The organism is Bradyrhizobium cytisi, assembly GCF_008123515.1.
GTDB lineage: Bacteria > Pseudomonadota > Alphaproteobacteria > Rhizobiales > Xanthobacteraceae > Bradyrhizobium > Bradyrhizobium cytisi.
In genome coordinates, this window is sequence record NZ_VSSR01000080.1 from 1 (window position 1) to 26140 (window position 26140).

At 64.8% G+C, this 26140-nt stretch carries 36 protein-coding genes and 1 pseudogene; 19 read left to right on the forward strand and 18 right to left on the reverse strand.

Annotated elements, in window-relative coordinates:
* Positions 1-298: hypothetical protein (locus FXB38_RS43505; protein WP_210250986.1), on the reverse strand; the 298-nt coding region annotated here is incomplete at its 3' end.
* Between the two features lie 32 nt (positions 299-330).
* Here FXB38_RS43505 and FXB38_RS37325 point away from each other — a divergent pair.
* Positions 331-765, forward strand: coding sequence for a MarR family winged helix-turn-helix transcriptional regulator (locus tag FXB38_RS37325; protein WP_246230422.1), 435 nt, complete (start codon positions 331-333; stop codon positions 763-765).
* Positions 766-949: 184 nt separating this feature from the next.
* On the opposite strand, the gene FXB38_RS37330 is transcribed toward FXB38_RS37325, so the two are convergent.
* The 6 genes from FXB38_RS37330 to FXB38_RS37355 all read right to left on the reverse strand — a co-directional run bounded on the left by FXB38_RS37330 (position 950) and on the right by FXB38_RS37355 (position 6149).
* Positions 950-1732 (reverse strand): ABC transporter ATP-binding protein, encoded by a 783-nt coding sequence (locus FXB38_RS37330; RefSeq protein ID WP_148755928.1) that lies wholly within the window; start codon positions 1730-1732, stop codon positions 950-952.
* On the reverse strand, positions 1720-2775 hold the full coding sequence (locus FXB38_RS37335) for a dihydrodipicolinate synthase family protein (RefSeq protein ID WP_148755929.1): 1056 nt from the start codon (positions 2773-2775) through the stop codon (positions 1720-1722). Before FXB38_RS37335 ends, FXB38_RS37330 begins: the two co-directional genes overlap by 13 nt.
* Positions 2776-2781: 6 nt before the next feature.
* Positions 2782-3603, reverse strand: a complete 822-nt coding sequence (locus FXB38_RS37340) for a GNAT family N-acetyltransferase (RefSeq protein WP_148755930.1) — start codon at positions 3601-3603, stop codon at positions 2782-2784.
* Complete coding sequence (locus FXB38_RS37345) at positions 3590-4627, reverse strand: NAD-dependent epimerase/dehydratase family protein (protein ID WP_148755931.1); 1038 nt, start codon at positions 4625-4627, stop codon at positions 3590-3592. Before FXB38_RS37345 ends, FXB38_RS37340 begins: the two co-directional genes overlap by 14 nt.
* Positions 4628-4645: 18 nt before the next feature.
* Positions 4646-5419 (reverse strand): ABC transporter permease, encoded by a 774-nt coding sequence (locus FXB38_RS37350; protein ID WP_148755932.1) that lies wholly within the window; start codon positions 5417-5419, stop codon positions 4646-4648.
* Between the two features lie 82 nt (positions 5420-5501).
* Positions 5502-6149: a TetR/AcrR family transcriptional regulator gene (locus FXB38_RS37355; RefSeq protein ID WP_148755933.1), complete on the reverse strand. Its 648-nt coding sequence runs from the start codon at positions 6147-6149 to the stop codon at positions 5502-5504.
* A 100-nt stretch (positions 6150-6249) separates the two neighbouring features.
* Between FXB38_RS37355 and FXB38_RS37360 the strand changes: the two genes are divergently transcribed.
* The 5 genes from FXB38_RS37360 (at position 6250) to FXB38_RS37380 (ending at position 9691) form a co-directional block, all read left to right on the forward strand.
* A complete protein-coding gene (locus FXB38_RS37360) occupies positions 6250-7254 on the forward strand; it encodes an ABC transporter substrate-binding protein (RefSeq protein ID WP_187435420.1) in 1005 nt (334 codons plus the stop codon).
* A gap of 254 nt (positions 7255-7508) precedes the next feature.
* Entirely contained in the window at positions 7509-8207 is a 699-nt protein-coding gene (minC, locus tag FXB38_RS37365; RefSeq protein WP_148755935.1) for a septum site-determining protein MinC, read from the forward strand.
* Positions 8208-8228: 21 nt separating this feature from the next.
* Positions 8229-9044 (forward strand): septum site-determining protein MinD, encoded by an 816-nt coding sequence (minD, locus tag FXB38_RS37370; protein ID WP_148755936.1) that lies wholly within the window; start codon positions 8229-8231, stop codon positions 9042-9044.
* A complete protein-coding gene (gene minE, locus FXB38_RS37375; protein WP_148755937.1) occupies positions 9041-9322 on the forward strand; it encodes a cell division topological specificity factor MinE in 282 nt (93 codons plus the stop codon). Before minD ends, minE begins: the two co-directional genes overlap by 4 nt.
* 183 nt (positions 9323-9505) lie before the next feature.
* Positions 9506-9691, forward strand: a complete 186-nt coding sequence (locus FXB38_RS37380) for a hypothetical protein (protein WP_148755938.1) — start codon at positions 9506-9508, stop codon at positions 9689-9691.
* 45 nt (positions 9692-9736) lie between these two features.
* On the opposite strand, the gene FXB38_RS37385 is transcribed toward FXB38_RS37380, so the two are convergent.
* The 4 genes from FXB38_RS37385 to FXB38_RS37400 form a co-directional block, all read right to left on the reverse strand.
* Positions 9737-9991, reverse strand: coding sequence for a hypothetical protein (locus FXB38_RS37385; RefSeq protein ID WP_148755939.1), 255 nt, complete (start codon positions 9989-9991; stop codon positions 9737-9739).
* A 101-nt stretch (positions 9992-10092) separates the two neighbouring features.
* On the reverse strand, positions 10093-10485 hold the full coding sequence (locus FXB38_RS37390) for a hypothetical protein (RefSeq protein WP_148755940.1): 393 nt from the start codon (positions 10483-10485) through the stop codon (positions 10093-10095).
* Positions 10486-10662: 177 nt separating this feature from the next.
* Positions 10663-10893, reverse strand: a complete 231-nt coding sequence (locus tag FXB38_RS37395) for a DUF6894 family protein (RefSeq protein ID WP_148755941.1) — start codon at positions 10891-10893, stop codon at positions 10663-10665.
* A gap of 368 nt (positions 10894-11261) precedes the next feature.
* A complete protein-coding gene (locus FXB38_RS37400; protein WP_148755942.1) occupies positions 11262-12290 on the reverse strand; it encodes a hypothetical protein in 1029 nt (342 codons plus the stop codon).
* A 340-nt stretch (positions 12291-12630) separates the two neighbouring features.
* Here FXB38_RS37400 and FXB38_RS37405 point away from each other — a divergent pair, with 340 nt between their 5' ends.
* Positions 12631-13227, forward strand: a complete 597-nt coding sequence (locus FXB38_RS37405) for a L,D-transpeptidase (protein ID WP_430640211.1) — start codon at positions 12631-12633, stop codon at positions 13225-13227.
* A 61-nt stretch (positions 13228-13288) separates the two neighbouring features.
* On the opposite strand, the gene FXB38_RS37410 is transcribed toward FXB38_RS37405, so the two are convergent.
* Both FXB38_RS37410 and FXB38_RS37415 read right to left on the reverse strand, forming a co-directional pair.
* Entirely contained in the window at positions 13289-13726 is a 438-nt protein-coding gene (locus FXB38_RS37410; protein ID WP_148755944.1) for a COG4315 family predicted lipoprotein, read from the reverse strand.
* A gap of 185 nt (positions 13727-13911) precedes the next feature.
* The gene (locus FXB38_RS37415) at positions 13912-14370 is read right to left on the reverse strand and encodes a MarR family winged helix-turn-helix transcriptional regulator (protein ID WP_148755945.1); all 459 of its coding nucleotides are present in this window, start codon (positions 14368-14370) and stop codon (positions 13912-13914) included.
* A gap of 100 nt (positions 14371-14470) precedes the next feature.
* Here FXB38_RS37415 and FXB38_RS37420 point away from each other — a divergent pair, with 100 nt between their 5' ends.
* From FXB38_RS37420 to FXB38_RS37440, 5 genes are all read left to right on the forward strand, one after another.
* On the forward strand, positions 14471-16393 hold the full coding sequence (locus FXB38_RS37420) for an FAD-binding monooxygenase (protein WP_187435421.1): 1923 nt from the start codon (positions 14471-14473) through the stop codon (positions 16391-16393).
* 140 nt (positions 16394-16533) lie between these two features.
* Positions 16534-17511: an SH3 domain-containing protein gene (locus FXB38_RS37425; RefSeq protein ID WP_148755947.1), complete on the forward strand. Its 978-nt coding sequence runs from the start codon at positions 16534-16536 to the stop codon at positions 17509-17511.
* Positions 17512-17674: 163 nt separating this feature from the next.
* Entirely contained in the window at positions 17675-17953 is a 279-nt protein-coding gene (locus FXB38_RS37430) for a hypothetical protein (RefSeq protein WP_187435425.1), read from the forward strand.
* Between the two features lie 129 nt (positions 17954-18082).
* Entirely contained in the window at positions 18083-18460 is a 378-nt protein-coding gene (locus FXB38_RS44195) for a hypothetical protein (protein ID WP_246230426.1), read from the forward strand.
* An 87-nt stretch (positions 18461-18547) separates the two neighbouring features.
* Positions 18548-18865, forward strand: a complete 318-nt coding sequence (locus FXB38_RS37440; protein ID WP_148755949.1) for a hypothetical protein — start codon at positions 18548-18550, stop codon at positions 18863-18865.
* Positions 18866-18869: 4 nt separating this feature from the next.
* On the opposite strand, the gene FXB38_RS37445 is transcribed toward FXB38_RS37440, so the two are convergent.
* From FXB38_RS37445 to FXB38_RS37455, 3 genes are all read right to left on the reverse strand, one after another.
* On the reverse strand, positions 18870-19439 hold the full coding sequence (locus tag FXB38_RS37445; RefSeq protein WP_148755968.1) for a TetR/AcrR family transcriptional regulator: 570 nt from the start codon (positions 19437-19439) through the stop codon (positions 18870-18872).
* The gene (locus tag FXB38_RS37450; protein WP_148755969.1) at positions 19439-19783 is read right to left on the reverse strand and encodes a DMT family transporter; all 345 of its coding nucleotides are present in this window, start codon (positions 19781-19783) and stop codon (positions 19439-19441) included. The genes FXB38_RS37445 and FXB38_RS37450 overlap by 1 nt, the downstream gene beginning before the upstream one ends.
* A 206-nt stretch (positions 19784-19989) precedes the next feature.
* Entirely contained in the window at positions 19990-20655 is a 666-nt protein-coding gene (locus FXB38_RS37455; RefSeq protein WP_148755950.1) for an O-methyltransferase, read from the reverse strand.
* 98 nt (positions 20656-20753) lie between these two features.
* On the opposite strand from FXB38_RS37455, the gene FXB38_RS37460 reads away from it, so the two are divergent.
* From FXB38_RS37460 to pdxY, 3 genes and pseudogenes are all read left to right on the forward strand, one after another.
* Positions 20754-21398, forward strand: a complete 645-nt coding sequence (locus FXB38_RS37460; RefSeq protein ID WP_148755951.1) for a TetR/AcrR family transcriptional regulator — start codon at positions 20754-20756, stop codon at positions 21396-21398.
* A 57-nt stretch (positions 21399-21455) separates the two neighbouring features.
* Positions 21456-21536, forward strand: a pseudogene (locus FXB38_RS44960) (FMN-binding negative transcriptional regulator); the annotation flags it as partial.
* A 48-nt stretch (positions 21537-21584) separates the two neighbouring features.
* Positions 21585-22397: a pyridoxal kinase gene (pdxY, locus tag FXB38_RS37470; RefSeq protein WP_148755952.1), complete on the forward strand. Its 813-nt coding sequence runs from the start codon at positions 21585-21587 to the stop codon at positions 22395-22397.
* Between the two features lie 8 nt (positions 22398-22405).
* On the opposite strand, the gene FXB38_RS37475 is transcribed toward pdxY, so the two are convergent.
* Entirely contained in the window at positions 22406-23746 is a 1341-nt protein-coding gene (locus tag FXB38_RS37475) for a M15 family metallopeptidase domain-containing protein (RefSeq protein WP_148755953.1), read from the reverse strand.
* Between the two features lie 320 nt (positions 23747-24066).
* Here FXB38_RS37475 and FXB38_RS37480 point away from each other — a divergent pair, with 320 nt between their 5' ends.
* The 3 genes from FXB38_RS37480 to FXB38_RS43270 all read left to right on the forward strand — a co-directional run bounded on the left by FXB38_RS37480 (position 24067) and on the right by FXB38_RS43270 (position 25083).
* On the forward strand, positions 24067-24231 hold the full coding sequence (locus tag FXB38_RS37480) for a Flp family type IVb pilin (protein ID WP_187435426.1): 165 nt from the start codon (positions 24067-24069) through the stop codon (positions 24229-24231).
* 158 nt (positions 24232-24389) lie between these two features.
* Positions 24390-24644, forward strand: coding sequence for a hypothetical protein (locus FXB38_RS37485; protein ID WP_148755954.1), 255 nt, complete (start codon positions 24390-24392; stop codon positions 24642-24644).
* A 292-nt stretch (positions 24645-24936) separates the two neighbouring features.
* Positions 24937-25083 carry a hypothetical protein gene (locus FXB38_RS43270; RefSeq protein WP_187435422.1) on the forward strand — a complete coding sequence of 49 codons (147 nt, stop codon included), beginning with the start codon at positions 24937-24939 and terminating at the stop codon, positions 25081-25083.
* A 151-nt stretch (positions 25084-25234) separates the two neighbouring features.
* Here the strand turns inward: FXB38_RS43270 and FXB38_RS37490 are convergent, their stop codons facing one another.
* On the reverse strand, positions 25235-25495 hold the full coding sequence (locus FXB38_RS37490) for a hypothetical protein (RefSeq protein WP_148755955.1): 261 nt from the start codon (positions 25493-25495) through the stop codon (positions 25235-25237).
* A gap of 210 nt (positions 25496-25705) precedes the next feature.
* Between FXB38_RS37490 and FXB38_RS37495 the strand changes: the two genes are divergently transcribed.
* Entirely contained in the window at positions 25706-26116 is a 411-nt protein-coding gene (locus tag FXB38_RS37495) for a VOC family protein (protein ID WP_148755956.1), read from the forward strand.
* Positions 26117-26140 lie beyond the last annotated feature (24 nt).

The following is a 26140-nucleotide window of genomic DNA, read 5'->3' on the forward strand; positions in this document are numbered from 1 at the left end:
TGTTCTCGGACAGACACTTAGGCGAGCCATGTTGCCGTGTCAACATGACGCATTGCGCGATATTGCCGTGCAACCTGTCATAGAAGGTGTAGGGCGCGAGCGTGGGATCGCGTTCGGCTTCTCGATCCGGCTGCGTTGCGTTAGACTCGCTGTCCGAATCCCTGAGGATACCGCCGGATGCGCCTATGCCGGCTTTGCGAAAGATGCGCGGCGATGCAGCCAGGCAAGGCACGGGTCGGGAAACGGATCGCGCGACCGCGGCGGGCGGCACGCGTGACAAAACCATCGCGACCGGCACCGCGCGTGGTACCCGGCACCAAGACGGCTAAGGTGAAACCGCTTGACCTCGGGGACCTCTCGCAGCTGCTGGGCTACAGCATTCGCCGGGCGCAGCTCTGGATCTTCAAGGAATTCAGCCGGCAGTTGGCGGCGTTCGAGATCAGTCCCGCCCAATTTTCCGTGCTCTGCGTGATCGACGCCAATCCCGGCGTCAACCAACTCGCGGTCGCGCAGCTTCTGTCGATCGAGCGGGCCGGGCTCGGCAGGCTGGTGGATCATCTGGAGGGCCGTGGCCTGGTGCGGCGCACGGCGTCGGCGATCAACCGTCGCTATTACGTGCTCTATTTGACCGAGGCCGGAACGGCGCTGCTGGGCCGGCTGAGGCCGGCGGCCGCCGAAAGCGACAAGGCGCTCGCAGCCAAGATCGGACCGCGCGCCTACAAGGAATTGCAGCGGGCGCTATCGGTCTTTGTCGGCGATGCCTGAGCGATCCGCGGCGCCGACAACTATCTGCTCAGGAAGATGCGCAAGGGCTGAGGACGCCGTCATTCCGGGGCGCGCCTCTTGGCGCAAACCCGGAATCCATTTCACCGCGTGTCTTGCCGCCCGATGGATTCCGGGCTCGCGACTTCGTCGCGCCCCGGAATGACGGCGGAGGGGCTACCGAATATCACGCTGCGCCCAATCCCAGCTTCGCATAGATCCGCCTCGCATACGCGCCGAACGCATCCGTGGTCTTGAGCGTCAGGTCGCGCGGGAAGGGCAGGTCGATCGGGAAGTAGTCGGCCATCTTCGCCGGGCCCGCGGTCAGCACGGCGCAGTGCGAGGACAGGAACACGGCTTCCTGGATCGAGTGGGTGACGAAGATGATGGTCTTGCCGCTCTCCCGCCAGATCCGCAGCATCTCCAGATTCATCTGCTCACGTGTCAGCGCATCCAGCGCGCCGAACGGCTCGTCCATCAGGATCAGCTTTGGATCGTGGATGAAGGCGCGCGCGATCGCGGTGCGCTGCTGCATGCCGCCGGAGAGCTCTCGCGGATATTTTTGCTCATAGCCGGCAAGCCCGACCAGCTTGAGCAGGTCGCGTGCCCGCTCGCGCGCAGCCTTCATCGGCAGGCCGACGATCTCGGCCGGCAGCAGCACGTTGTCCAGGATGGTGCGCCATTTCAGGAGCAACGCTTGCTGGAACACCATGCCGATGTCGCGGGTCGGGTCGAACGGACTTTTGGCGTTGCCGATTGTCACTGTGCCGCCGTCGGCGCCATGCAGGCCCGCAAGAATCTTCATCACCGTGGTCTTGCCGCAGCCCGACGGGCCGACCAGCGACACCAGCTCACCTTCCTGCACGTCCATCGTGACGTCGGACACCGCGAGAAACTCCGTGCCGCCGCTGCGATAGACCTTTCGGACGCCTTGCAGGCTGACGAAGGGTTTTGAGCTCATGCCAGCCATTTATCCACATTGGCTGCGACGAAGGCATCGTCACTGAGGTCGGCGTGCTCGCGCGTGACGCGGTCGATCTCGTCCTTCTGGCCCGGGCTCAGGCCCTCGTTCGGATCGAGGCACCACAGGCCCTGCATCAGGCCCTGGCGCCGCAGCACCTCGTGGCAGCCGGCGATGCAGCCGTGAAAATTGTTGGCGACGTCGAAGAAGGCGCTGTTGCAGTCGGTGACGCGGGCATCGAGCGCGAGCAGATCAGCCGGCACGCTGTCCTTGTGCCGCGCCGCCTTGCAGCGTTCGAACTGTTGGATGGCGCTCGCCGTCCACACCGACCAGTGGCCGAGCAGGCCGCCCCTAAAGTAAGTGCGCGTGGTGACGCCCCTGTCGCGCAAATCGAACGGCAGCATCAGGTCGAGCAGGATGTGATCGTCGTTGCCGGTGTAGAGCGCGACGTGGTCGAGCGCGCCGGCGGCTGCGACGCCGCGCAGCACGTCGAGCGTCCGGTAGCGGTTGAACGGCGCGATCTTGATCGCGATCACATTGTCGATCGAGGCAAAACGCTGCCAGAACCGGCTCGACAGGATGACGCCGCCGACCGCCGGCTGAAGGTAGAACCCGACCAGCGGAATCTCGGCCGCGACGGCGGTGCAGTGCGCGATGATCTCGTCCTCGGAAGCGCTCTTCATCGCGGCGAGGCTGAGCAGGCCGGCGTGATAGCCGATGTCGCGCGCGGTGCGCGCCTCGGCAGTTGCCTGCTTCGTCGGACCTGCCAGCCCCGCGACCATCGCCAGCGGACGCTTGGTCCAGCTCGCTGCGGTCTCGGCGGCAAGCTCCAGCACGGGGCGGTAGAGGCCGACGTCGCGGATCGCGAACTGCGTCGTGTGCACGCCGACCGCAAGGCCGCCGGAGCCGGCGTCGATGTAGTAGCGCGTCAGCGCGCGCTGATGCTGTTTGTCGAGCTGGCGCTCGGCGGTGAGCGCGAGCGGATGCGCCGGCAGCACGGTGCCCTCGGCAATCAGCTTGCGGATCTCGCTGTTGATCTGGCTGTGGTGCATGATGTCCTATCCGAATTCGGGGCCGGCGACGGCGAATGGCATTTCCTCGGCCATGGCGGTGGCGGGGCCGAGCCGCATGCGCTGGAACGGCCGCTCGATGGTCCAGCCCGAGGTCGTCAATCCTTCGAGGAACGCGGCCTGCGGGGCGACGGCGTCGAGCAGGAGAGGGCCGGTCTCGGAGCGTACGATCGTTTGCACCAGGGCCAGCGCTGCCGCGGCATTGTCGGCGAATAGCGGGCCGATGTGGCGGGCGGTCCGCCCGTCGCGAACCAGCGCGATGGCTCCGTTCGCGGAGACGATACGCGAGCCGGAGCGCTGTGCGAAGGCGGACAGCAGGGCGGAGCGATCGAACCCGGTGGCCCGCCGGTCGCGCGCGCGAAGCGCATCGATGCTCGCGGATGAAGGTGGTGGCGCTTCGGCCCGCGTCTGCTTCGTGAGCTTCAACCGCCGCAATTGCAGCGTCGGCGTGAAGCCGAGCGGCCCGTACACCGCGACCCCGTCCGGCGTGGCGTCAAGCCAGCTGGTCAAGCCGTTCTTGCGCGCGGTTTCCAGGCAGGCATCGACGAGGCGCGTGGCGAGGCCGCGCCGGCGGTGGCTGGCCGTCACCAGCACCATGCTGATCCAGGCGTTGTTGCCGGAGTAGGGCAGCAGTGCCGCCGTTGCGACCAGCAGCACGCCGGTGCGGATGCCGAACACAACGCCGTCGCGGAGGAAAATGCGCCAGTCCTCTTCTGTCTGGTTCCAGTGGGCTTCCGTCGAGAGCACGAGCCCGGCCATGGCATCATCCAGGCCGAGCTTGAGGACGGGAGGCCCGTCAGTAGCGGCCATCGCGCACCTCGTATTTGGTCGGCTTGCCGAGGCTCGGCATCGCGCGGGAGACCCAGTCGGCGGTCCAGGCGATCAACTGCTCGGTGTCGACGACGGGCAGGCCGAACAGCTCGACGGCTTTCGACGTGTCGGTCAGCCACGCCGTCGGCTCTTCCGTGCCTGTCAGCACCGGCGCGCGGCCGAAGCGGGCGCCGAATTTTTGCGCGAGGTCGCGCACCGCCAGAATCTCGTGGCCGCTGATATTGATCGGCGAGGTCGGCGCCGTGCAATGCGCCAGGCAGCGCAGCGCCTGCGCCGACGCATCGCCCTGCCAGATGAAATTGACGTGACCGAGGCTGACGTCGATCGGCGTGCCGCTGAGCACCTTGATCGCAATGTCGTGCAGCACGCCGTAGCGCATGTCGATCGCGTAATTGAGCCGGAACAGGCGGCCCGGCGTTGAAAATCTGTGCGAAAAATACTCGAACATGCGCTCGCGGCCGACGCAGGACTGGGCGTATTCGCCGGGCGGGTTCGGCGCCATGTCCTCGGTCGAGCCCTTGCCGTCGACGGGCACGAAGGGATAGACGCAGCCGGTCGAGAACGCCACGATGCGCGACGACGGGAAGGCCTGTGCCACCAGCGCCGGCACATGCGCATTCATCGCCCAGGTCAGCGACAGATCGCCCTCGGCGCCGAACTTGCGGCCGGCCATGAACACGATATTCGGCGCCTTCGGCAGCGCCTTGATCGCGGCTTCATCAAGCAGGTCGCAATTGATCGTCTCGACGCCGCGCGCGTGCAGCCAGTCCTTGACATCAGGATCGCTGAAGCGGGCGACGCCGATGACGCGGCGTTCGGGGGCGGCGGCTTTGGCAAGCCCCGCCAGCGTCGGCCCCATCTTGCCGGCGACGCCGAGGATCATGATGTCGCCTTCGACCTTTTTGAGGTCGTCGATCAACGCCTGCGTCGGACGGCAGAGGAGATCGTCGAGGGCTGCAATATCAGGAATGGTCTTCGGCAGCGTCTGGCGGGTGAGCAGCATGAATTTCGTCCTTGGTCTTCAGGTCTGCCTGGCATCGCCGACGACGAACATGCGTTCGAGGGCGAGCACCAGGCCGTAGAGTGTGACGCCGAGCAAGGTCAGCAGCACGACGGCCATCACCATCGCAGGCGTGTCGAGCGACGACTGCACCTGGATCATGAGGTAGCCGAGCCCGCGCTCGGAGGCGATGAACTCGCCGACGATGGCGCCGGCGACCGCAAGGATGGCGCCTACCTTCATGCCTGAGAACACGTAAGGCAGCGATCCCGGCAGCTGGATCTTGCGGAACAGCGTCCAGCGCGAGCCGCGCAGCGATTTGACGAGATCGAGCAAATCCGGCTCGACCTCGCGCAGGCCGCGCGCGGTCGTGAGCAGGATCGGGAAGAAGCAGATGCTGAAGGCGATCAGGATGTTCGGCAGGATGCCGTAGGAGAACCAGACGATGAAGAGCGGCCCGAGCGCGACCTTCGGGATCATGTTCAGCGTCACGAACAGCGGCAGCAGCACGAGGCTCACGAGCGGCGCCCAGCTGAAGATCACCGCGAGTGCGACGCCGACGAAGGCGCCGAGCGCGAACCCGCCGAGGATCTCGACCGCGGTCACCAGCGTGTTGGCGCCCCAGGCATAGCTCGCGGTTCCCAGCGTCTGCACCGTCGCAAGCGGCGAGGGGAGGATGAATTTCGGCACGTGGAAGGCATCGACCAGGACCTGCCAGAGCACGAGCACGGCCAGATGCACGATCAGGATGATCGCAAAGTTGCGCGCCGGACTGCTGGCTCCGTCACCTGCCACCGTCTGCTCCCTGTTGCCTGGGCCTCACTGCCGCAACGCCGAGCCTAACCGGCCTTGGTGCAAGTTTCAACCAGTTGGTTGATTACGGCCGGAGCGACTGCAGCACCAGATCGGCGACATGCCGGCGCCGGGCGCGGCGGGCGGTGCGGCTCGACAGGTCCTTGCCGAAGATCGCCGACAGCGTCGGCGTGTTGGAGAAAAAGAAATAGCTGAGGCCCGCGATGGAGATGTAGAGCTGGAGCGGGTCGATCCCCTTGCGGAACATCCCGGCGCGCACGCCTTCGTGGAGGATGTGGGAGACGCTCTTCACCAGCGGCGAATGCATCGCCTCCAGCCGTGTCGAGCCGCGGACGTGGCGGGCGCCGCCGCGGTTCTCGTCGTTCAAAAGCACGATAAAATCGGGGTTTTCCGCGAGATGATCGAACGAGGCCTCGGTCAGCCGGCGGATCGCCTTGTCCGGTGGCAGACCCTCAAGATTGAGCTTGCGCTCCTGCTCGCGGATGTCCTCATAGACCCATTCGAGCACGGCGAGGTAGAGCGCGTCCTTGTCGCCGAAGTAGTGGTAGACCAGCTGCTTGTTGACCCCGGCGCGCTCCGCGATCTCGTCGACGCGGGCGCCCGCAAAACCGTGCCGGGCGAACTCCAGCCGCGCCGCGGTGAGCAGTTTCTTGCGGGTGGCGACGGGGTCGCGGCGCTGCGGCACGGTGTCGCCGGATCGTTTTGCGGGCATTTCCAACCAAACAGTTGACAAGTTGAGGACGGGCTTGTTGCATTGGTAGCCTCACATCGGGAGAGCGACAAGCCGGGTCGCGGCAATGGGGAGACAGGCGATGAAGCGTTTGCAGGCGGCGATTGTGGCTCTGACGCTGGGTTTGCCGGCAATGCCGGCGAGCGCAAGCGAGGCGGTCAACCTGATCCTGAACTGGACGCCGACGGCCGACCATTCGCCGTTCTATTACGCCAAGGCGCAGGGCTGGTACGAGAAGGCCGGCATCGACCTCACCATCGAGGTCGGCAAGGGCTCCGGCGTGTCCGCCGCCAAGGTTGGCTCCGGCGGCTCGCCGTTCGGAATCGCCGATCTCGCCACCATGCTGGTCGCCAAGAGCAAGGGCGCCGACGACGTCGCGCTGATGAGCATCTACGCCAATACCGGCCAGACGTTCTATTGGCTGAAGAGCTACGGTGTGAACGGCGCGAAGGATTTTGCCGGCCACAAGATCGGCAATCCGCCGGGCGACGCCTCGCGCGTGATGTGGCCGGCCTTTGCCAAGGCCGCCGGTCTCGCGCCCGACTCCGTCAGCTTCGTCAATATCGGGCCGACCGCGAAGATCGCCGCGCTGAAGAGCCACACCGTCGATATCATCAGCGACTTCTACAACGAGCACGACCTGAAGGTGATCGAGTTCGGACAGGACCTCGGCTACGTCAACTGGAAGGATATCGGCCTCAACCCCTACGGCAACTCGCTGATCGTCAACGGTGCCTATCTCCAGAACAACCCGAAGCTGGTCGAGGAGTTCGTGCGCATCTCGCAGAAGGCCTTTGCGGCCTGCGTCGCCGACGTCACGCCGTGCCTGAAAGCGCTGCTCGACCAGGTCTCCGGTCTCGACAAGGAGAACCAGGAGCGCCAGTGGGAGCGCATCAAGTACCTGATGACCGACGAGTTCACGACCACCAAGGGTCTCGGCTGGATCGACGGCGAGCGGATGAAGAAGGACTATGAGCTGGTCCAGACCTATCTGGGCATGGAGAAGCCGTTCGACGTGACGACGGCGTTTTCGACGAAGATGCTGGATTCCTCGATCAAGATGGATCCGAGCAAGGTGAAGAAGTAGGGGGGCTAGGCTCTCTCCTCGTCATTGCGAGCGAAGCGAAGCAATCCAGAGTCTCTCAGCGGCGGCAGTCTGGATTGCTTCGCTTCGCTCGCAATGACGGCGTTGGGGCAGTTGTGCCACACATCGTCTAAATGCTGTTCGGCGAGAGTGCCCGTCATGCCAGCCCGCCCACGTAACCGCACGGAGAAATTAACTAGCCATTAACCATATCGGCGGCATCGTTAACTATTCAATAAGGGAACGAGTCGGTCGCTATGGAGGCTGTAGCAAAAGTCCAACGCCAAATGGTGCGCCTGCGCGGGCGCTCTTATGTGGCCTTCGTGTTCGTGCCGACGGTTCCGATCCAGGACTGGCTGCTGGAGATCGACACCACCATCGCGCGCTCGCCGGGCTTCTTCGCCGGCCGGCCCGTGGTGATCGACCTGTCCTCGGTCGATCTCAGCCAGTCCGGCATTGGTCATCTCCTCACCAGCTTGCAGGATCGCAATATCCGCGTGCTCGGCATCGAGGGCGTGGAGGAGGCGCGGCTGACGCCGTCGATGCCGCCGCTGCTTTCGGGCGGGCGCAGTTGCGTGATCGAGCCGAGCGCGCCCAAGAAGCCCGAGGCAAAGGTCGAGACCAAGCCGACCTCGCTGCTGCTCGATAGCCCCGTGCGCTCCGGCCAGACCGTGATCTTCCCCGAAGGCGACGTCACCATTCTGGGCTCGGTCGGCTCCGGCGCCGAGGTCGTCGCCGGCGGTTCCATCCACATCTACGGCGCGCTCCGTGGCCGCGCCATGGCGGGCGTGAACGGTCACACCAGCGCGCGCATCTATTGCCAGAAGATCGAGGCCGAACTGCTTGCGATTGATGGATTTTATCAGACTGCGGACGACATCGACGCCGCCTTGCGCGGCAAGCCGGCGCAGGCCTGGCTGCAGGGGAATACCATGCGAATTACAGCACTGAACTGACCAGCAAAGGAGATATTTCAGATGAGTAAGGTACTGGTCGTGACATCAGGCAAGGGCGGGGTCGGCAAGACCACGACGACCGCCGCGCTGGGCGCCGCACTGGCGCAACGCGGCGACAAGGTCGTCGTCGTCGATTTCGACGTCGGCTTGCGCAACCTCGACCTCGTGATGGGCGCCGAGCGCCGCGTGGTGTTCGACCTCATCAACGTGGTGCAGGGTGTGGCGAAACTCCCGCAGGCGCTGATCAAGGACAAGCGGCTTGAGAACCTCTGGCTGCTGCCGGCCTCGCAAACCCGCGACAAGGACGCGCTGACCGAGGAAGGCGTCGGCAAGGTCATCGACGACCTGCGCAGCCGCTTCGACTGGGTGATCTGCGACAGCCCGGCCGGCATCGAGCGCGGCGCCTCGATGGCGATGCGCTTTGCAGACGAAGCCGTGATCGTCACCAATCCGGAAGTCTCCTCGGTGCGCGATTCCGACCGCATCATCGGCATGCTCGATTCCAAGACGGTGCGGGCCGAGAAGGGCGAGCGGGTCGAGAAGCACATTCTCATCACCCGCTACGATCCCTCGCGCGCCGCACGCGGTGAGATGCTGACCATCGACGACATTCTGGAAATCCTCGCAACGCCCTTGCTCGGCATCATTCCGGAGAGCCAGGACGTGCTGAAGGCCTCCAATGTCGGCACGCCGGTGACGCTGTCGAACGCCGAAGGCGCGCCTGCGCGGGCCTATATCGACGCGGCGCGGCGGCTGTGCGGCGACACTGTGCCGATGCAGGTGCCGACCGAGCGCAAGGGTTTCATGGATCGTCTGCTGCGACGGAGGGCTGCATGAGCATGGGTCTGCTCCGGCTTCTCCGTGGCAACAAGGCGTCCGCACCCGTCGCTCGCGAACGGTTGCAGATCCTGCTTGCCCATGAACGCGGCCAGCGCGGCCAGCCCGATCTGCTCGGCGTGCTGCGCGAGGAAATTCTCGCCGTCGTCTCCAGGCACGTCACGCTGGATCCGACCAAGGTGATCGTGCGGCTCGAACGCGGCGACGAGGTCTCGACCCTCGAGGTCGATATCGAAGTGCCTAACGATTTCGAGCGCAAGCGCGTGGCGGTCGCGTAGGGGACGACTGAAACTGAGTGGGTGATCTGGGGTGGGTGAGAAGGCGGTCCGCCGGGCATGGCGGACCGCCTTTGTTTTTGCGGGCCGCGTGAGCGGAACGCGACACGCGGCTCGGTCGTTGTCAGCACTCCGGGGGGCGCGCGGGAGCGACGCACCGGGGCTACGTCAAACGGGAGAGCGCTCATGATGTCCGAGGTCCAGGTCCACACCGTCGCGCGGCAGATGCTGGAACGGCATGGCTTTGCTGCGATCGCGAAGGCCGCGGAGCAGGCGCAGGCTTGCGAGGGCCGCGGCGAGGCCGACGAGGCCAGGGAATGGCGTCATATCGCCGACGCCATGAAGATCATGCGCGGTCCTGCCCACAGCTGATCCGCGATCAAGCGGGTTAAGGCCTGCCGGTTCCCGCTCGGCAGCCTAGTGTTCGCCCCGGTCGGCGCCTTGCGTCATCGGCTTATGTTGCGTCTGCGGCTGGGCGCGCTCGCCGGTCTCCTTGCAGGGGAGCTGTTCCCAGGAGCCGTCCGCCGCCTGCTGATAGGCGCTGCAGGACGATGACGATGAGATCGCCTTGTCCTCACCCTTCTGGGCATCGGAATTCTTCGCGACGGCCGGGGCGGTCAGCACGGTGCTGATCGCGAGAGCTCCGGCCAAAACGAGATGGGCAATTCGCATGGGGGTCTCCTGTTCGAAGAAGCCGCATGCTGGCGAGGATTGTGACGATTCTTGGCCGCGACGGCGGTTCCGTCGCGGCGTGCTTAACGGCGAGGGAGTGCCTAGCCGCCCTTGCTGCGGATCAGGCCGGCAAGGCTCGTCTTCTGCTTTTCGCACCAATTGCTCATGCCCAGCCGGCGCTGGTCGAGATCGGTCGCTTGCGTCGCCACCGCGACCTCGGCCATGACGTCGTCGGCCTGCTTCTCGCCCATCTTGCCGCCGGTATGCATGAAGGCGATCGCCTTGCGCACCTGCTCAGTGGTGCCGTCGGGCAGCTGCATCTGCTGCGCCTTCTGCACCAGATCCTGATAGACGACGTCCGTGCCCGGACACTGGACCTTGGCGGCAAAGGCCTGCAGGACCAGTGTCACGTAGGTCGAGCGCGGATGCTCGTCAGCCGCTTGGGCTGGAGCTGCGATCAACAACAGGCCTGCTATCAGGAAAGGGGTGCGCATCCTAGGGTCCTCCGCGTTTTTTTGGGAGGCTAGCGTCCGGCGCGCCGCAGCGCAATGGTCGCCGGCGGATTGCCGCTGACGAGCTGGTTCGAAGCGCCGGTGCGGGACACTCTTTTTCGACGCGTTTTCTTTACGCGAACCGGCACGTCCACTTCGCTCAAAAACGCTATGGCCTGGCTAGCGACGCCAGGCCGGCACGGGATCGAGCGGCGTGCGATAGACCTCGTTGTGATCGCGATCGGTGACGCGCACCGCGCAACCCTTGCTCTGCAGCTCAGGCTTCACCTGCGACAGCTCGCTGGCCAATTGAACGGCGCGATCGGAGGCGACCTCGATGTCCTCGAGGATGATTCCGCCCTGGTTCTTGAACTCTTCACCAACCACGAGATCGAAGGAGTAGTACGGCATCCGAATTTCCCCGGTGTGACGACCCAAATCCTCAGACGAAGCCTTCAACGGAAGTCTTCAAAACGAGAGCGATCATACCACTGAGTCGATATCTATCCGATGAACGGAGCGCGCAATCTCTGTGCTTATGGCGCAGAAATGATGTGCAACATCCGAGTGCTTTAAGATTTTATTAAATATGTCGGCCTGATCATAAGGCATCGAATTGCAGCAGAACCGGGCTCCGGGAACCGGCAGCTGCAAGAGAAGGCCGGCGGCATAAATCCCGACGGCCTTTTCTCATCGCGCCGAGCTGGGTATCACCGTAGTTGCACGGATTCACATCGTCACATCGAGTCTGACAGCTTGCGTTGTCGTTCGATGCAGGCCTAGTGCACCGGCATCGGTGGACGCACGACAGGTCCGTCATCATCGGCAACGGCTTGCGTCGTCGCGACCGGTGGTGCCACCGGCGGCGGGACGGCGGCAGCTTGCGACGGCGGAGGTGCGAGCGGCGGCGAATAAGCCGGCATGTAGGTATGCGACACGACCGGCTTCGGCTTGCGGACAGGCGGCGGCATCGACCCCGGAGCGCGCGGTGGCAGCGCAGACACGCGCGCGCGTGGATCGAGCGGCGGTTTCGCTTCGGCGACCGGCTTTGGCGCTGATGACTTCGCCATCTCGCGCACCATCTGCTCCTGGCCGGCCTTCAACTCGGCGATGTTCGCCTTGAGCTGCTCGATCTGCTGCGCCATTGCGGCGATGTCGCGCGTCATCGACTCCACTGTTTGCGACTCCACTGTTTGCGTGGCATCGGCTTGTGTCGCGGCGGGCGTGGCAGCAGGCGTGACAACTGGCGCTGCGGGCGCCGCCGCAGTCTGGTCGGCGGCCTGATCCTGTGCGACGGGCGGGACTGCCTGCGCGGCTGCAACCGGCGCTGTCTGCGACGTCGAAGGCAGCAGCGACGCCAGAGCCGGTGTCCATTCGGCGAGCATCTGCGTCGCGGTATCGCCGTGCTTCTCCCAGGCGATCGTGGCAGCGGCGCTGCCACCTGCAAACAGGAACGTGACGAACGCGCCGCGCAACCACTTACCAGCAGTCGATCGCTTCGGCCGGCTGCGACCATCGCTGGCCGTCACGCGCACGGCGGTGTCGACCGAGGGCGCTGCCGCTTGCGGCTTCGAGACGGGAATGAATTTCGGCTCCGGATGAACCTTCGGACTAATCTTGGGTTCCGGCACGAACTTCGGCTCAGGACGGGCCGTGAACGCGGGTGCAAGCGTGGCCGCCTCGCTGCTCACGCGCGAACCCCGCACCATTTCGGGTGAAATCTGGACGGCGTCGTGCGGATCGTTGTTGCTGACCGTGTCCTTCACGATCTCATCGACAATCTGCCGGCTGTTCAACGTCGCGAGCATCGCAGCTCCTCTGAAGATTGGTCGTCCGCATTGGCGCGAGCCGATCTGTTGCATGAGCTCACCCCAAATCTAATCAGGTTGGCCCGATGTGGCACGAGTCCAGCCGGGTTTGACCAAAGCAAGGCGAGGCGATGGAGACATCGCGACGGTCTTCCGCCGTTTGTGGTGACGGAACCCGGGCAGCCGAACACGGCCACGTGTTCCGTGCTGCCATGTTTTCAGCACGATTTGGGCAGCATCTACGGGGGCTGGGGGCGCTGCTATCCGCTATCGGGGGCCGGCGGTGCCAAAATCTCTACTCGCTTTGTTCGTGCTTGCCTTGCTGCCGCTCGGCGGCTGCATGCAGACGACGCTCTCGCCATCGACGGATGCGAGCATGACGGTGCGCGACCGCCAGTTGCTGGCGCACACACCTTACGCCCAGGCGAATGTGCCTGAGCAATATCTCCGCCACATCGTCGATTATCCGCGCAAAGAGCAGCCGGGCACGATCCTGGTCGATACCGATGCGCGCTACCTCTACTACGTGCTGCCCGACAGCAAGGCGATCCGCTACGGCGTCGCGGTCGGCGAAGAGGCGATGGCTTTCTCGGGCGTCGCGCGCGTGGGTCGTCTGGCGGAATGGCCGGACTGGGTGCCGACGGCAGAGATCCAGGCGCGGTTGGGGCCGTATCCGGCGCGCGTGGCCGGTGGTCCCGCCAATCCGCTGGGCGCGCGGGGCATCTATCTCTATGTCGGCAACAAGGACACGCTCTACCGCATTCACGGCACCAACCAGCCGGAATATATCGGGCAGGCGATCTCCTCGGGCTGCATCCGGATGCGCAACGAGGACGTGATCGATCTGTTCGACCGGGTGAAGCTCAACGCGACCGTCGTGGTGCTGCCACCCGGGCAGAACGCGCGGGTCGAGGCAGGGCCGAGCTGGCGCGGGTGATGCAGCCGATCTGACCTGTCGCTTCCGCCGCGGGCGGTGACGGACGCGCGCCGTTCCGGCCCTAATCCTCTGGCCGAGCGACGCGCCATTGCAACGTTGTGGCTGTGCCATTGGCTTCGCCCGGCGCCTTGTCGGCCACTGACGTGTAGAGCGGGCGGTAGCGGAAGGCCCACATCTTGCTGCCGTCGTTGCGGGTAATCGGCGTGAAATCGCCGGTCGCCTGGGCATTCGCGGGCGCAGCAAGCGGAATCCAGGCCTCAGCGCATTTGCCGTCACAGCTCGACGTCTTGCCGCTGGTGTCACGCTCATAGAAGTAGAGCGTCATGCCGTTGAGATCGACGAGCTTGGGGCCCTGCTTGGTCAGAACGTAGCGCGCGGGGACGGGCACCGCCTCGGCCTTCGGCGCAGCAGGGGCTTCGCCGCCGCCGCCATGCCCATTCGCGAGCGCATGACCGGTAGACAGCGCGATGACCGCGGCGGCAATGACGAACCTGAACATCCGAAGCCCCAAACCGGCAAAGTTAATCGCGCGTTAAGCGCAGAATTGGAGACGACGGTAGCAACTGAAGGTTAGTTCCACGTTTCGCAGCACTGCGACAAATGCGGGCAAAACTACGGGGTTATGGCTTTTTGTCTGTCGCGTTTTCTCGACGCGAACCGGTACCCGCTTCGCTCGGAAGCGCTTTAGGCCTCGCGCAGGGGCGCGCGGCTGAGCTCGTTGCCGGCGGCGATGGCCTTGCGCAAGAGCCGCATCAAATCCCCACCTTCCTTCGCGCTGAGACCGCGCAGCATTTTCTGCTGCGCGGATTCGACCGCGGGCGTGATCTTGCGCAGCGTTCGGCGGCCCTCGTCGGTGATCTCGAGCTCGCGGGCGCGGCGGTCGCGGCTACTGGCGCGACGCTCAGTGAGGCCCTTCTGTACGAGGCGATCGACCACGCCGGTGATGGTGGTCCGGTCATAGGCGATCAATCCTGCGAGCGTGACCTGGTCGAGCCCCGGATTGGCCTTGATGGTCGCAAGGGCCGCGTACTGCACCGGGGTGAGATCGAACCCGGCTTCGCCGACCTCGGCCAGAAACACGGCGACCGCGATCTGCTGGAACCGCCGCGCCAGATGGCCGGGCATATCGTTGTTGTCTTTCACCGAATTCTCCGTGAGCCGGGTCGACGGCTATTATTGACAAGTATACTGATAGTCAGCATACTGAGCAATATCGGACAAGACGTCAACGGGAGAGGTGCTCATGCAATTCCATCTCAATGGATTCCAGCCGGGCGACCCCGAGATTGCCGATCCCGCCGCGCGCGTTCAGGCCTCGGGCGCTATCGGCGCCGTGCCCGACGAGGTTGACGTCCTCATCGTCGGCTGTGGCCCCGCGGGCCTGACGCTCGCGGCCCAACTCGCGCAATTCCCTGATATCAAGACCTGCATCGTCGAGCAGAAGCCGGGCCCGCTCTTGGTCGGCCAGGCCGATGGCGTCGCCTGCCGCACCATGGAGATGTTCCACGCCTACGGTTTCAGCGAGCGCGTGCTGAAGGAGGCCTATTGGGTCAACGAGACGACGTTCTGGAAGCCGGACGGGCAGGCGCCGGAGAAGATCGTCCGCAGCGGCCGGGTGCAGGATGTCGAAGACGGGCTGTCGGAATTTCCGCACGTCATCCTCAACCAGGCGCGCATCCATGACGGCTTTCTCGACGTCATGCGAAGGTCGCCGGCCAAGCTCGAGCCCTATTATGGCAGGCATCTGCTCGACCTCCAGGTCGATGCGGCCGCGGGGCCAGCCGACCATGCCGTGACGGTGCACCTCGAACGCGTCGATGCTGCGAACGAGGGCAAGGTCGAAACCATCAGGGCGCGCTACGTCGTCGGTTGCGACGGCGCGCGCAGCACGGTGCGCAAGTCGATCGGCCGCGAGCTGCATGGCGATTCCGCCAACCAGGCCTGGGGCGTGATGGACGTGCTGGCGGTGACCGATTTCCCTGATATCCGCTTCAAGGTCCTGATCCAGTCGGCGAAGGACGGCAGCCTTCTCATTATTCCGCGCGAAGGCGGCTACTTGGTCCGCCTCTATGTCGAGCTGGCAAAGCTCGACGTCGGCGAGCGCGTCGCCAACCGTGACATCACGGCCGACGACGTGATTGCGAAAGCACAGCGGATCCTGAAGCCGCATACGCTCGAGGTGAAGGAGATCGCCTGGTGGTCGGTCTACGAGATCGGCCAGCGCCTGACCGACAAGTTCGACGACGTGCCGGAAACCGAGATCAACACGCGTTTGCCGCGCATCTTCATCGCCGGCGATGCCTGTCACACCCACAGCCCGAAGGCCGGGCAGGGCATGAACGTCTCGATGCAGGACGCCTTCAATCTGGGCTGGAAGCTCGCCTCCGTCCTTCGCAAGCAGAGCACGCCGAGCCTGCTGCATTCCTACTCGGCCGAGCGGCAGGCGGTGGCCAAGGAGCTGATCGAATTCGATCGCGAATGGGCGGGCATTCTCGCTTCCGCGGCCAAGGCAGGCGGCGCCGATGCCGCCAAGACGCAGGATTATTTCGTCAGGCACGGCCGCTACACCGCGGGCACGGCGACGCATTACACGCCGTCGATCCTCACCGGCGCGGCCTCCCATCAGCATCTCGCGCAAGGCCTCGTCATCGGCACGCGCTTCCATTCGGCGCCAGTGATCCGGCTCGGGGATGCGAAGCCTGTTCATCTCGGCCACGCGGCGCACGCCGATGGCCGTTTCCGCATCTACGCGTTCTCCGGCGCCGAAGACCCCGCCGCTGCCGGCTCCGCCATTCGCGCGCTGTGCAATTTCCTCGCCGAGGCCAGGGAATCGCCGCTCAGGCGATACACGCCAGCCGGTGCCGACATCGACGCCGTGATCGATCTGCGTACGGTGTTTCAGCAGGACCATCGCGCGCTCGCGATCGAGGCGATGCCAACGCTGCTGCTGCCGCGCAAAGGGCGCTACGGCTTGCTCGACTACGAAAAGATGTTTTGTCCGGACCTCAAGAGTGGTCACGACGTTTTCGAGATGCGCGGCATCGATCGGAAGGCCGGCTGCATGGTCGTGGTGCGTCCCGATCAATACGTTGCACAGGTGCTGCCGCTCGATGATTTTGCGGCGCTCGCCGGGTATTTCGACGCCTTCATGTTGCAGGTGAACTGAAGCGTGCTCCGCCGATGAATGGCGGATGAATATTGAACTGCGCGCGCGGCGCGCCTCTCAATCTTTTGGCTGATACGACCTTTGCGCGCGGAACGCTTCGTTCCGTTCGTGCGTTCCGCCTCTCAGAGGAGGACTTTGCCATGAGATTGAAAACCGCTTTAGTTGCCGCATTGCTGCTCGCGCCGACGGCCGCATTGGCCGCGCCGGGCATCGTCACCGTCTCGACCGGCCTGCGCGCCGGCCCGGGGGCGGGCTTTCCGCTAGTCGACCGCGTCCCCGAGGGCGCCCGCGTCAACATCCATGGTTGCCTGCGTGGCAATGCCTGGTGCGACGTGAGCTTTTCCGACGATCGCGGCTGGGTGTCGTCGCAATATCTCGAATACCTCTACCGCAATCACTACGTCTATCTTCCCGACTATGCCGATGAGGTCGGCGTGCCCGTCGTTCCCTTCGTGCTGAGCTCGTACTGGTCGAGCTACTACGAGGGGCGCCCCTGGTATCGCCGTCACGCCTACTGGAACAACTACTGGACCTCGCATGAGCGCTTTGCGACGCGGATGACGATCGATCCGCGCGCCGCTCGCATCGGACGCGCGGCGACGCGTGACGCTGCGGTCGCGCTAGGCCGCGACGCGCATGCCAGCGACAACGTTAAGGGTAATGTCGCGGTCTCCGGCCGTGATGCCGCGACGGCGCGGCATGATGCGGCCATCGCAAAGCGCGACGCTGCGGTTGGCGTCGATCGCAATCGTGCCGAACGGAGCCAGCGTTTCGTCAACGAGCGGACCGCGGTGCAGGGTCGCAATCCCCGTGATGCGCAGGCGCGTATGATGCACGAGCAGGCGGCAAGTCGCGCTGCAGTCCACGCGCAGCCGGTGGCGCGTGCACATGAAGCGCCGCGCGTGTCGGCTGCGCCGGCGGCCCGGCCCGTGACGCCGCATATGGCTCAGCCGAATGTCAGCCACGCTGCGCCGATGAACGCTCATGCGCAGATGCCGGCGCCGCGTGCGGCCGCGCCTGCGATGCCGCATCCCGGTGGAGGCGGCGGCGCTCCGCACGTCAATGCGGCTCCGCATGGCGGCGGCGCGCCCAGCGGCCCGCAGAAGCACGAGCATTGAGCAATGAAAGCCCGGCCTTCGCGCCGGGCTTTTGCTTGGGTTAACCCGGTTCCGTGCGCGTACAATTTAAGAAAGTTCTTCGCGGGCAGATTTCATCGATCGTAATATGTGTATTCAAAGCTGTAAGCATCCACTCGGGGCAGCGGGGCACGGGAGGATGAAGATGAGACAAAGTCAGGCGGAGACGCGCCGCCAAAATGTCGCGAAGCGGTCGATGACCAAAGAGGCCAAGCAACTGGCCGGCCTGATTGCCGGCTTGCGCAAATCTCTCGACGGCATCCACAAGGAGCGGACGAGCACAAAGCTCTCCGGCGCCGAAATGGGGCTGCTCGATGAGCGCCGCAATAACTTATTGCTCACCATTGCTGCCCTGGACGATCGTCTGTCGGCTGTGCAGGGTCTGATTGATCTCGGCCGTCCACACATCATCCGCGTCCACTGAGCGGATCGGCTCGGCATTATCGGTTCCGTCGCGGCGGCGATGGGCCGGCGCCAGGCTGGCGGCTCTGCACCGCATAAGGGTTAGCACGGCACTCGGCCGTCGCGGATTCAGGTCTGCGCGGTTGCGGGCATGGCGGCGAACAAGCTCCCGGCAAGCAGAATCGCGCTCATGACGCTGCGCATGGTTGACATCCGTCGCTCGGCGGAACCGGTGCCGGCGCACAATGCTGCCGCGGAGGGCACCAAATTGCCACGCTCCCGGCGAATTGCCGCCAAAGCCCGCTGCCACGAGGGAGGACGGGTGCAGGGCAACGCAAGGGGACAAGCATTGGCCTATAAAATGATCGCAGAACGCGAGAATGAGAAGTACAGTTTTGCCCGCGAGAGCCGGTTGCTCATCGTGGCGAAGGCAAAGGTTTGGGCGAGCGAAGGGTGGCGGGTCGTCATCACCGATCAGGACGGCAAAGCGTACGCACCGCCGGAGTTCGATCAGTTGCTGGCGGCGTGATCGCGAGGCGCGGGCTAGGGGACGACATTGAGATCGCAAATTCGACCGAGGCGCGCATTCGTCGCGCCTCTGGTGATTCTTGGGACCATGGCCGCAGCCGCGATCGTGCTGACGACACCGCTTGCGTCCGCGCAAAATCTCGACGCCGGCAAATCGCCCGAAAAGCTCTTCGCCGACGGTTGCACGGCCTGCCATCGCAGCCCGCGGGGGCTTGCGAAAGGGCGCTACACCCTGACGCTGTCCTGGTTCCTGCAGGACCATTATTCGGCCAGCTCCGACAGCGCCAAGGCGCTCGCGGCCTATCTGGTGTCGGTCGATACGCCGCCCGCAAGTGCTTCGGCGAAATCTGGCGCAAAGCCAGCCCGATCCAAGCCGCGTCCGCCCAAGCCGGTGCAGAGCCAGTAGTCGGCTACCCGCGCCGATAAGTTTGCGCGATCAGGCGGTCGTGCACGGCGCGCCAATCTGCGTTCATGCGGGTCTGTCCCGTCGTGACGAAGGACAGCCAGGCGCCGTCGGCGGCCAGACGCACGATCTGGAGCTCTGGCGCCGCATCGGTTGCACGGTGGCGTTTCAGGCGCGCTTTCATCCAGTCGTTCCAGAGCTTGCGCAGCGACGGATCGGTGACGACCACCATGCTCAGCGCCGCCCAAGGCGTGGCGAAGCCGAACGCCTTGCCGGTGAACACCGCATTCACATAAGCGCGCGTAAAACTGCCGAGCGGCTTGGGATCCGCCTCGATGGCCGCGTCGATCTCGGCATCGACGCGGGCGAGCAGATCGGCGAACAGGCCCTCGATCAGCGCCTGCTTGCTCCCGAAATGATGAAACAGCCCGCCCTTGGTGACGCCGGCCGCCGCGGCCACCGCTTGCACGGTGACGCCGGAGACGCCGTGGTCCATGGCGATCGCCGCGGCGTGGTCGAGCAGGGCGCGCCGCACCTGCTCGGGCTGCTTGGCGCGGGTATAGGCACTCGCCGGCATCAATGCGCCGTCGTCTGCGAGAACAGGTTGATGACCACGACCCCGGAAACGATCAGGGCGATACCGACGAAAGCGGCGGTGTCCAGCATCTGGCGGAACAGCACGAAGGAGACGGTGGCGGTCAGGATGATGCCGACCCCGCCCCAGATCGCATAGGCGATGCTCAAGGGGATGACCCGGATCGCGACGGAAAGCGCGTAGAACGAGGCGACATAGAACAACACCATTGCCAGCGTCGGCCAAGGCCGGGTGAACTGCGCGGACTGCTGCAGGAAGGCGGACGCCGTCACCTCGAGCATGATGGCGAGGGCAAGTGCGGCATAGGAGGTGAAAGCGGGCGTCATGGCGGTCTCGATCGTGACGCGCGAAAGATACCGCGCGGTAGGTATGTTTAGCACGCGCAACATGGCTTTTGTCGGGAGCAAATATCACGTGTGAGTGACGAGGCTACGACAGCGGGTCTGACCACCTCAGGGGGCCGATCACACATAGCCGCCGCGCGAGGGACCGCGCGGCAGCTCCGAGCCGTCGTGAACCGTTCGATGCGGCCCTAGCTGATCCGTACGGTGAGTTCGACGTCCTCGGCGAAGGGCGTGGACATGTAGCCGTTTCCGGGCTTACGGACGCGCGCGAGATAGTCGGGGCTGAAGTCGGCGTTGTCGGCGACGATGATCGCGCCCGGCTTCAGACGGTCTTCGATCAGATCGAGGATATCCGGGTAGAGCGCTTTGGCGCCGTCGAGCAGCACGAGATCGATCTGATCGGGCAGATCCCTGCTCAGCGTCTTCAGCGCATCGCCTTCGCGGATTTCGACGAGATCGATCAGCTCGCCGGCCGAGAGGTTCTCGCGCGCCCGCGCCGCCTTGGATGGCTCGAACTCGCTGGTGATGAGGCGGCCGCCGCCATTGTCTCGCAAGCCTGCCGCAAGGTACAGCGTCGAGATGCCGAAGGAGGTGCCGAACTCGACGATCGTTCTGGCACGTGAGCTGCGCGCCAGCATGTAGAGCAGGTGACCGGTCTCACGTGAGACCGCGAGCGGGGCGTCCTTCAGGCGTGCGTAGAGGTCGCGGTAATCGGTCTTGCTCTGCATCATCCGTGTGCGGTCGGCGTCGGTCACGTCGGCGAAGGCAGCTCGCGTTGCGCCGCGTGCTGCTTCGTCCTGGTCGAACAGGCGATCCAGCAACGGCGCAAGCGAGGCGATGGTTGGGATGGTCATTTCGTGTCTCCAGAGTTCGCGGCAAAGCGTGGGCTTGCGTGCGAAATGAAATACGACTAATTCATCGCATTTCCTATTCGCATTCCCCCGGGCGCACTATGGCCGATCGTCGAAGCCGTTCAGTTTCCTCACGAAAATTGCCGCAACAGGTCCGCTCCAACGAGCTGGTGGCGGCCATTCTGGATGCCGCTGTTCAGGTCCTGGCGAAGGAGGGGGCGCAGCGTTTTACCACCGCGCGGGTGGCGGAGCGGGCCGGGGTCAGCGTCGGCTCACTCTACCAGTATTTTCCGAACAAGGCGGCTATCCTGTTCCGCCTGCAGAGCGACGAGTGGCGAAGCACGAGCGAGCTCCTCCGCGGCATTCTCGCGGACCGTGCGACGTCGCCTCCGGTGCGCCTGCGCGCGCTGGTCCACGCCTTCATACGCTCCGAATGCGAGGAGGCCGCGATCCGCGGCGCGCTCAGCGATGCCGCACCGCTCTATCGCGATGCGCCGGAGGCGCGGGAGGCGCGCGCGGCCGGCGAGGGCATCGTCGCGATCTTCATGCGCGAGGCGCTGCCAAAGGCCTCGGAGGCGACGCGCGAGCTCGCCGGGGAGCTGATCAAGACGACGCTGGCCGAGGTCGGAAAGCGGTTCTCGGAGACGCCGCACAGCGAGGCGGAGATCGCGCGCCACGCCGACGGGCTGGCTGACATGTTCTGCGCCTACCTCGATGAGCTTGCGCGACGCGGAAGTCATTCCTGACATCTGCGTTTGCAGCCCAATATCGTTTCGGACCACTGGGGATCATGGGTTAGCGGGCGGTCGGAGGAGACCGGGCACCGGAGGCTGGCGCGGAAGATGCAAGCGCTGCGGCTAGGGCTCGGGTACGACGCTTCGTGATCCGGGCTATGCTTGCCACATCCAGCTTTTGACCCTACGGACCTCTGCATGCTCATCATCTCGATTCAAAGCCAGGTGGTCCACGGCCATGTCGGCAACAGCGCGGCGGTCCACGCGATGCAGGCGGAGGGCGTCAACGTCGCTGCGGTGCCGACGACGCTGCTGTCTAACCATCCGCGCTATCCGACCTTGCGTGGGCGGGTGCTCGACGCTGAGCTGGTCGCCGATCTGCTGCGAGGTGTCGAGGAGCGGGACCTTGTCGACGAGGCGGCCGTGCTCGTCACCGGCTATCTCGGCTCGCCCGACAACGCCGTCGTCATCGCCGATTTCGTCGAGCGAGCGCTGTCGCGCAATTCGAAGCTCGTCTATCTCTGCGATCCCGTCATCGGCGACGACGGCCGCGTCTATGTCGCCGACGGTATTTTGGATGTGGTGCGGCACCGCTTGTTGCCTGCGGCACACCTGATCACGCCGAACCAGTTCGAGCTCGAGCTGCTCTCCGGCGTCAAGATCGCAGACACGGACGGCCTGCGTGCTGCAGCGGCTGCGATTGCGGCGCAACGCCGGATCGACGCCGTCGCCACCGGCTGCACCCTGGTCGACACGCCGGCGGGGCAGGTGGAGACGATCCTGTGTGCAGACGGGCAATTGTCGCGCTTTGCGACGCCGCGCCTGCCGATCCGCCCCTACGGCACCGGCGATCTCCTCACCGGCCTGATCGCGGCGCACCTTGCCAAAGGTACGGCAGTCGAGGCGGCGGTGCGGCTTGCGGTCGAGACCATCTTTGCCGTGCTCGTTCGCACCCAGCAGGCAGGATCGGCCGAGATGCGTCTCGTGCCGTTGCCGGCCTCAGGCACGTAAAGCCCAGATCAGGTCGCGCGCTTCGCTGCAGATTGTGCCGATTTCAGCGGTTTTGCGGGGCTCTTCTGCTCGCGCACTGCTTGCGCCTTCGGCCGCCTGGCGCTGGCCACCGCGCGCGCCTTCTTCGGCTTGGTGTTGGCAGCTTCCTTGCGGTCGGTCGCAACGCCGCGCTTCGAGATATATTCCTGACCGTCGATCGGGCCAACATGCGGCGGATCGCGGTCGAGATAGGGCCGGCCGATGCCGAGCGCCTTGCCATTGGCATCCACCCACTTCCATAATGCCTCGGTCGAGACCCAGCGCTGCGCGCGGTTGTCGCCCTTGGTGCTGACGATGTCGGCCGCCATGCCGTGGCCGTAGCCGCCGCGAAGGCTGCCGCCGTGATAGGAGCGGTTGGAGGCTGCCTTCAGGCCGCTCGCAATCTCCTGGCGATAGTCGTCACGGAACGCGCTGGTGATTCCCGGCGAGAGACCGGCAGCTTCTGCCGTGAGCAGCATGCGAAACAGCTTCTGCTTGAAGCTCTTGTCCATGCCGCCGATGACGTAATCCATCAGCGTCATCTTGGCGTGGTCGGCCGCCTTCGGATCCTTCCAGGCAAAATCCTCGTCGACGAGTTTCGTGAAGCTCCGCATCACCGTGACCATCTTGCCCTTGCGCTTGACGGTGACGGCGCGGCGGTCCTCGACCTTGATGGAATCTTCCTTCGGCGTGCGCTGATAGAGCGCCCAGAGATAGCGGTCGATACAGGCATCCATGACGAAGCATTCATCGAGCACGGCCACGGTGTCGGCGGGCGGCGACGCCTTGCTCTCGGCCACGGGCCCGCTCGCGATCGCCGCTGGTGACAGAGCCTCCGACGGCACGACGTCGCCGGGATCGGCGGACGCGAGCTTGACGGTCGGCTCGGGTGCGGGTGCAGCTTCGCTTGCGACGGGAGCAGCTTCGTTGGTGACGGCGGCAGCCTCGCTTGCGACCGGAGCCGGTTCAGGTGCGATCTGGGGCGCGGGTGAGACCGCCGCGACCATGTCAGTTGGATCGGCCGAGGCGAGCTGGACAGCGGGGGCGGGTGCCCCGGGCGGTGGTGCTTCGACCAGTGCCGCGCTTGGTGTCGCAGCCGCAGCGGCGGCGATGTCGGCGGTCAGGGCGATGCCATCATCGATCGTCGCCGCGCGCGGGATATCGGCAAGCTCAAGGTGGGTGAGATCTTTGGCGCGGGAGACGGCGGCTGCATTGGCGCCGCTGTTCTCGATCAAAGCAGGAGCATAGGCGGAGAGGGAGAGCGCCAGCCAGCCGACCATCACGGCCGAGGGGCACGAGACCGCCACAAGAAGAGACCGCCGATCATTCATGATCCCTGCCTCCAAGGTTCGTAAGCGAACCAGATTGCACAGCCAAGCACGCGGCGCGTCAATTGTTCGGAGGACGATGTGGCGGTGCAATGGCGTAAATCCCCTAAAAAGGGCTTTTCGCGCCAGGTGTTGCCTGAATGCAACTTTGGTTCCCGCAGGGGCCGGCCTCCTCCGTGGACAGGAAAAGCCAGGCAAAATCGCCTTCGGATGCTCATAAAATTGAATTATCCAGATTTACTCAATCTTGGATTGTGGAGGTGCATTGCTCGCGTGCCGTGCCGGCAACGTCCGGTAGATCTGGGAAGGATATGCTTGTGAAATTGAAATGCTTATTGGTTGAGTTCGCGTCCGATGAATCCGGTGCCACAGCGATCGAATATGGCCTGATCGCAGCGGGCATTGCGCTCGCGATTATTGAAGTCATTTATGCGCTCGGCACCAATCTTGTCGCAAAGCTGCAATCATTGGCGACCGCTTTGAAATAGGGCGTTGTCGCCTCCTCTTTGCGAGCAGTACGAAAGGGCGTGCGGCGCGTTAAACATACCGTTATGCACGGCGCGCGATATTGCGTTGCAGCAATGCATGTCGCAATGCAGCAAATCGGACTTACATGTGCTCCGACCTTTCTCTTTGGAGCATCACCATGAACAAGAAGACTTTGTCGATCGCGGCCGCTGTCCTCACCCTTGCGGGCACGACTGCCGCCTTCGCCGCCGAGCTGCCGGCCTATGAGGCCAACGGCATTCCGGCCTCGCCCGTACAGGTTCGCGTGCTCGGCGCCGCCCATGTCGAGCAGCAGGTGACGGCGCCCGCCACCAGCGTGACGGCGCTCCAGGCCGCCGTGCTGACGCCGCGCAAGCTGAAAACCGCGACCGTGACCACGGGCTCCGCCCGCTGAGACCAAAGCCGTCACAACGTCATGGCCGGGCTTGTCCCGGCCATTTTTTATCCGCGGCCGCCATGTCATCGCGACGAATTGATCGATCACGCCGTGAGTGTGTTCCATCTCATGTCGCGTGTTGATGCGCTGACTGAGAATGCTTCGGCAGAAAAACTCCTCGCAACGCGCGACTTGTGTACCGGCGTTCAAAACGAGTGTGATCTCTTTAATAGTTGTTTTGCAGATCGCGGCGCTTGATGCGGGCGCCGCATATTGGCGGCCAAGAATCGTTTTCATAATGGAGACTGTCATGCCTGTTGCGCAGAAAGCCGTTGTTGTCGCCAATTCGCCGCGCGAATTCATCGTCCGGCATCTCGCAATGTTCGCAGCCGCCGCGTTGTTCGTGTTCGTGCTGAGCCTGACCTATGGGCTCGATCTCAGCCCCGGCTTCTTCTGAGCGGACCTCAATCCGCGTTCTCCCGCGCGCCTGCCTTGCAGGGACGTGAGTTGAGCCGTAACGTCCGCCGACGTACTGCCGCAAAGGCAGAGGTAGGGCGCGCCGCGGCTAACCGCTCTTCGCCGGCGGGCCGCCCCCTCGGCAGCACGCTTTAGATCCAGTCCTTCACTCTCGGGAAGCAGGCGCGCTTGCTCGAGCTCCAGACGTAGTCCGATCCGCCGCAGGGCGGGCGTGGACGCGTGGTGGCCGGGCATTCGTTCCAGACCCGCGCGCCGGTGCCCCAGCCGTCGACCACGCAGGCGCCGGTCACGGTCGGGTGGCAACCGGGGCCGCAGAGGCCGTCGGCGTTGGCGGCGCTGACCGCGCCCAGCAGCATCATAGGTGCAAAGACCAGCGGAAGTCGGTGCCTCATCATGCGCTCCTAAGTCGGCCGATGCGCGAACCTCCTGATGCGAGACCAACGGCCGTTCCACGAGAGCATAGCACCAAATCCCGCGGCAGAGAACGGCGCCGCGAGCAGGGCGACGCCAGTGCTGCGATCCGTGGCCCAGGGATCTCGCGACGAGGAACTGCCGAAGTGGTAGTTGAGGCCGACCCGCGCGATCAGGGAGCTGATGAAGCCATGACCGTCCTGCTCAACATCGACGTCCCCGACATCGAAGCCGCCACGACTTTCTACACCGTCGCGTTTGGGCTCACCGTCGGCCGCCGCTTCGGCAGCGACTTCGTCGAGCTCGTGGGCTGGCCGGCGCCGGTGTACCTGCTGACCAAGCCGGCCGGGTCGTTAGGCGCCGGCAGCGACCGCCGTCGCTACGACCGGCACTGGACGCCGCTGCATGTCGACGTCGTCGTCGACGATGTCGATGCCGCAGTCGAGCGCGCGCTGCGCGCCGGCGCCGTGCTCGAAGCCCCGGCGCGCGATGCGCCGTATGGGCGGATTGCCATGCTGGCCGATCCGTTCGGGCACGGGTTTTGTCTGCTGGCGTTCAGCGCGAAGGGGTATGACGCGTTGCTGGGCTCGCAGGACGGATGAGCGCAACGCAATCCACCCGATGCA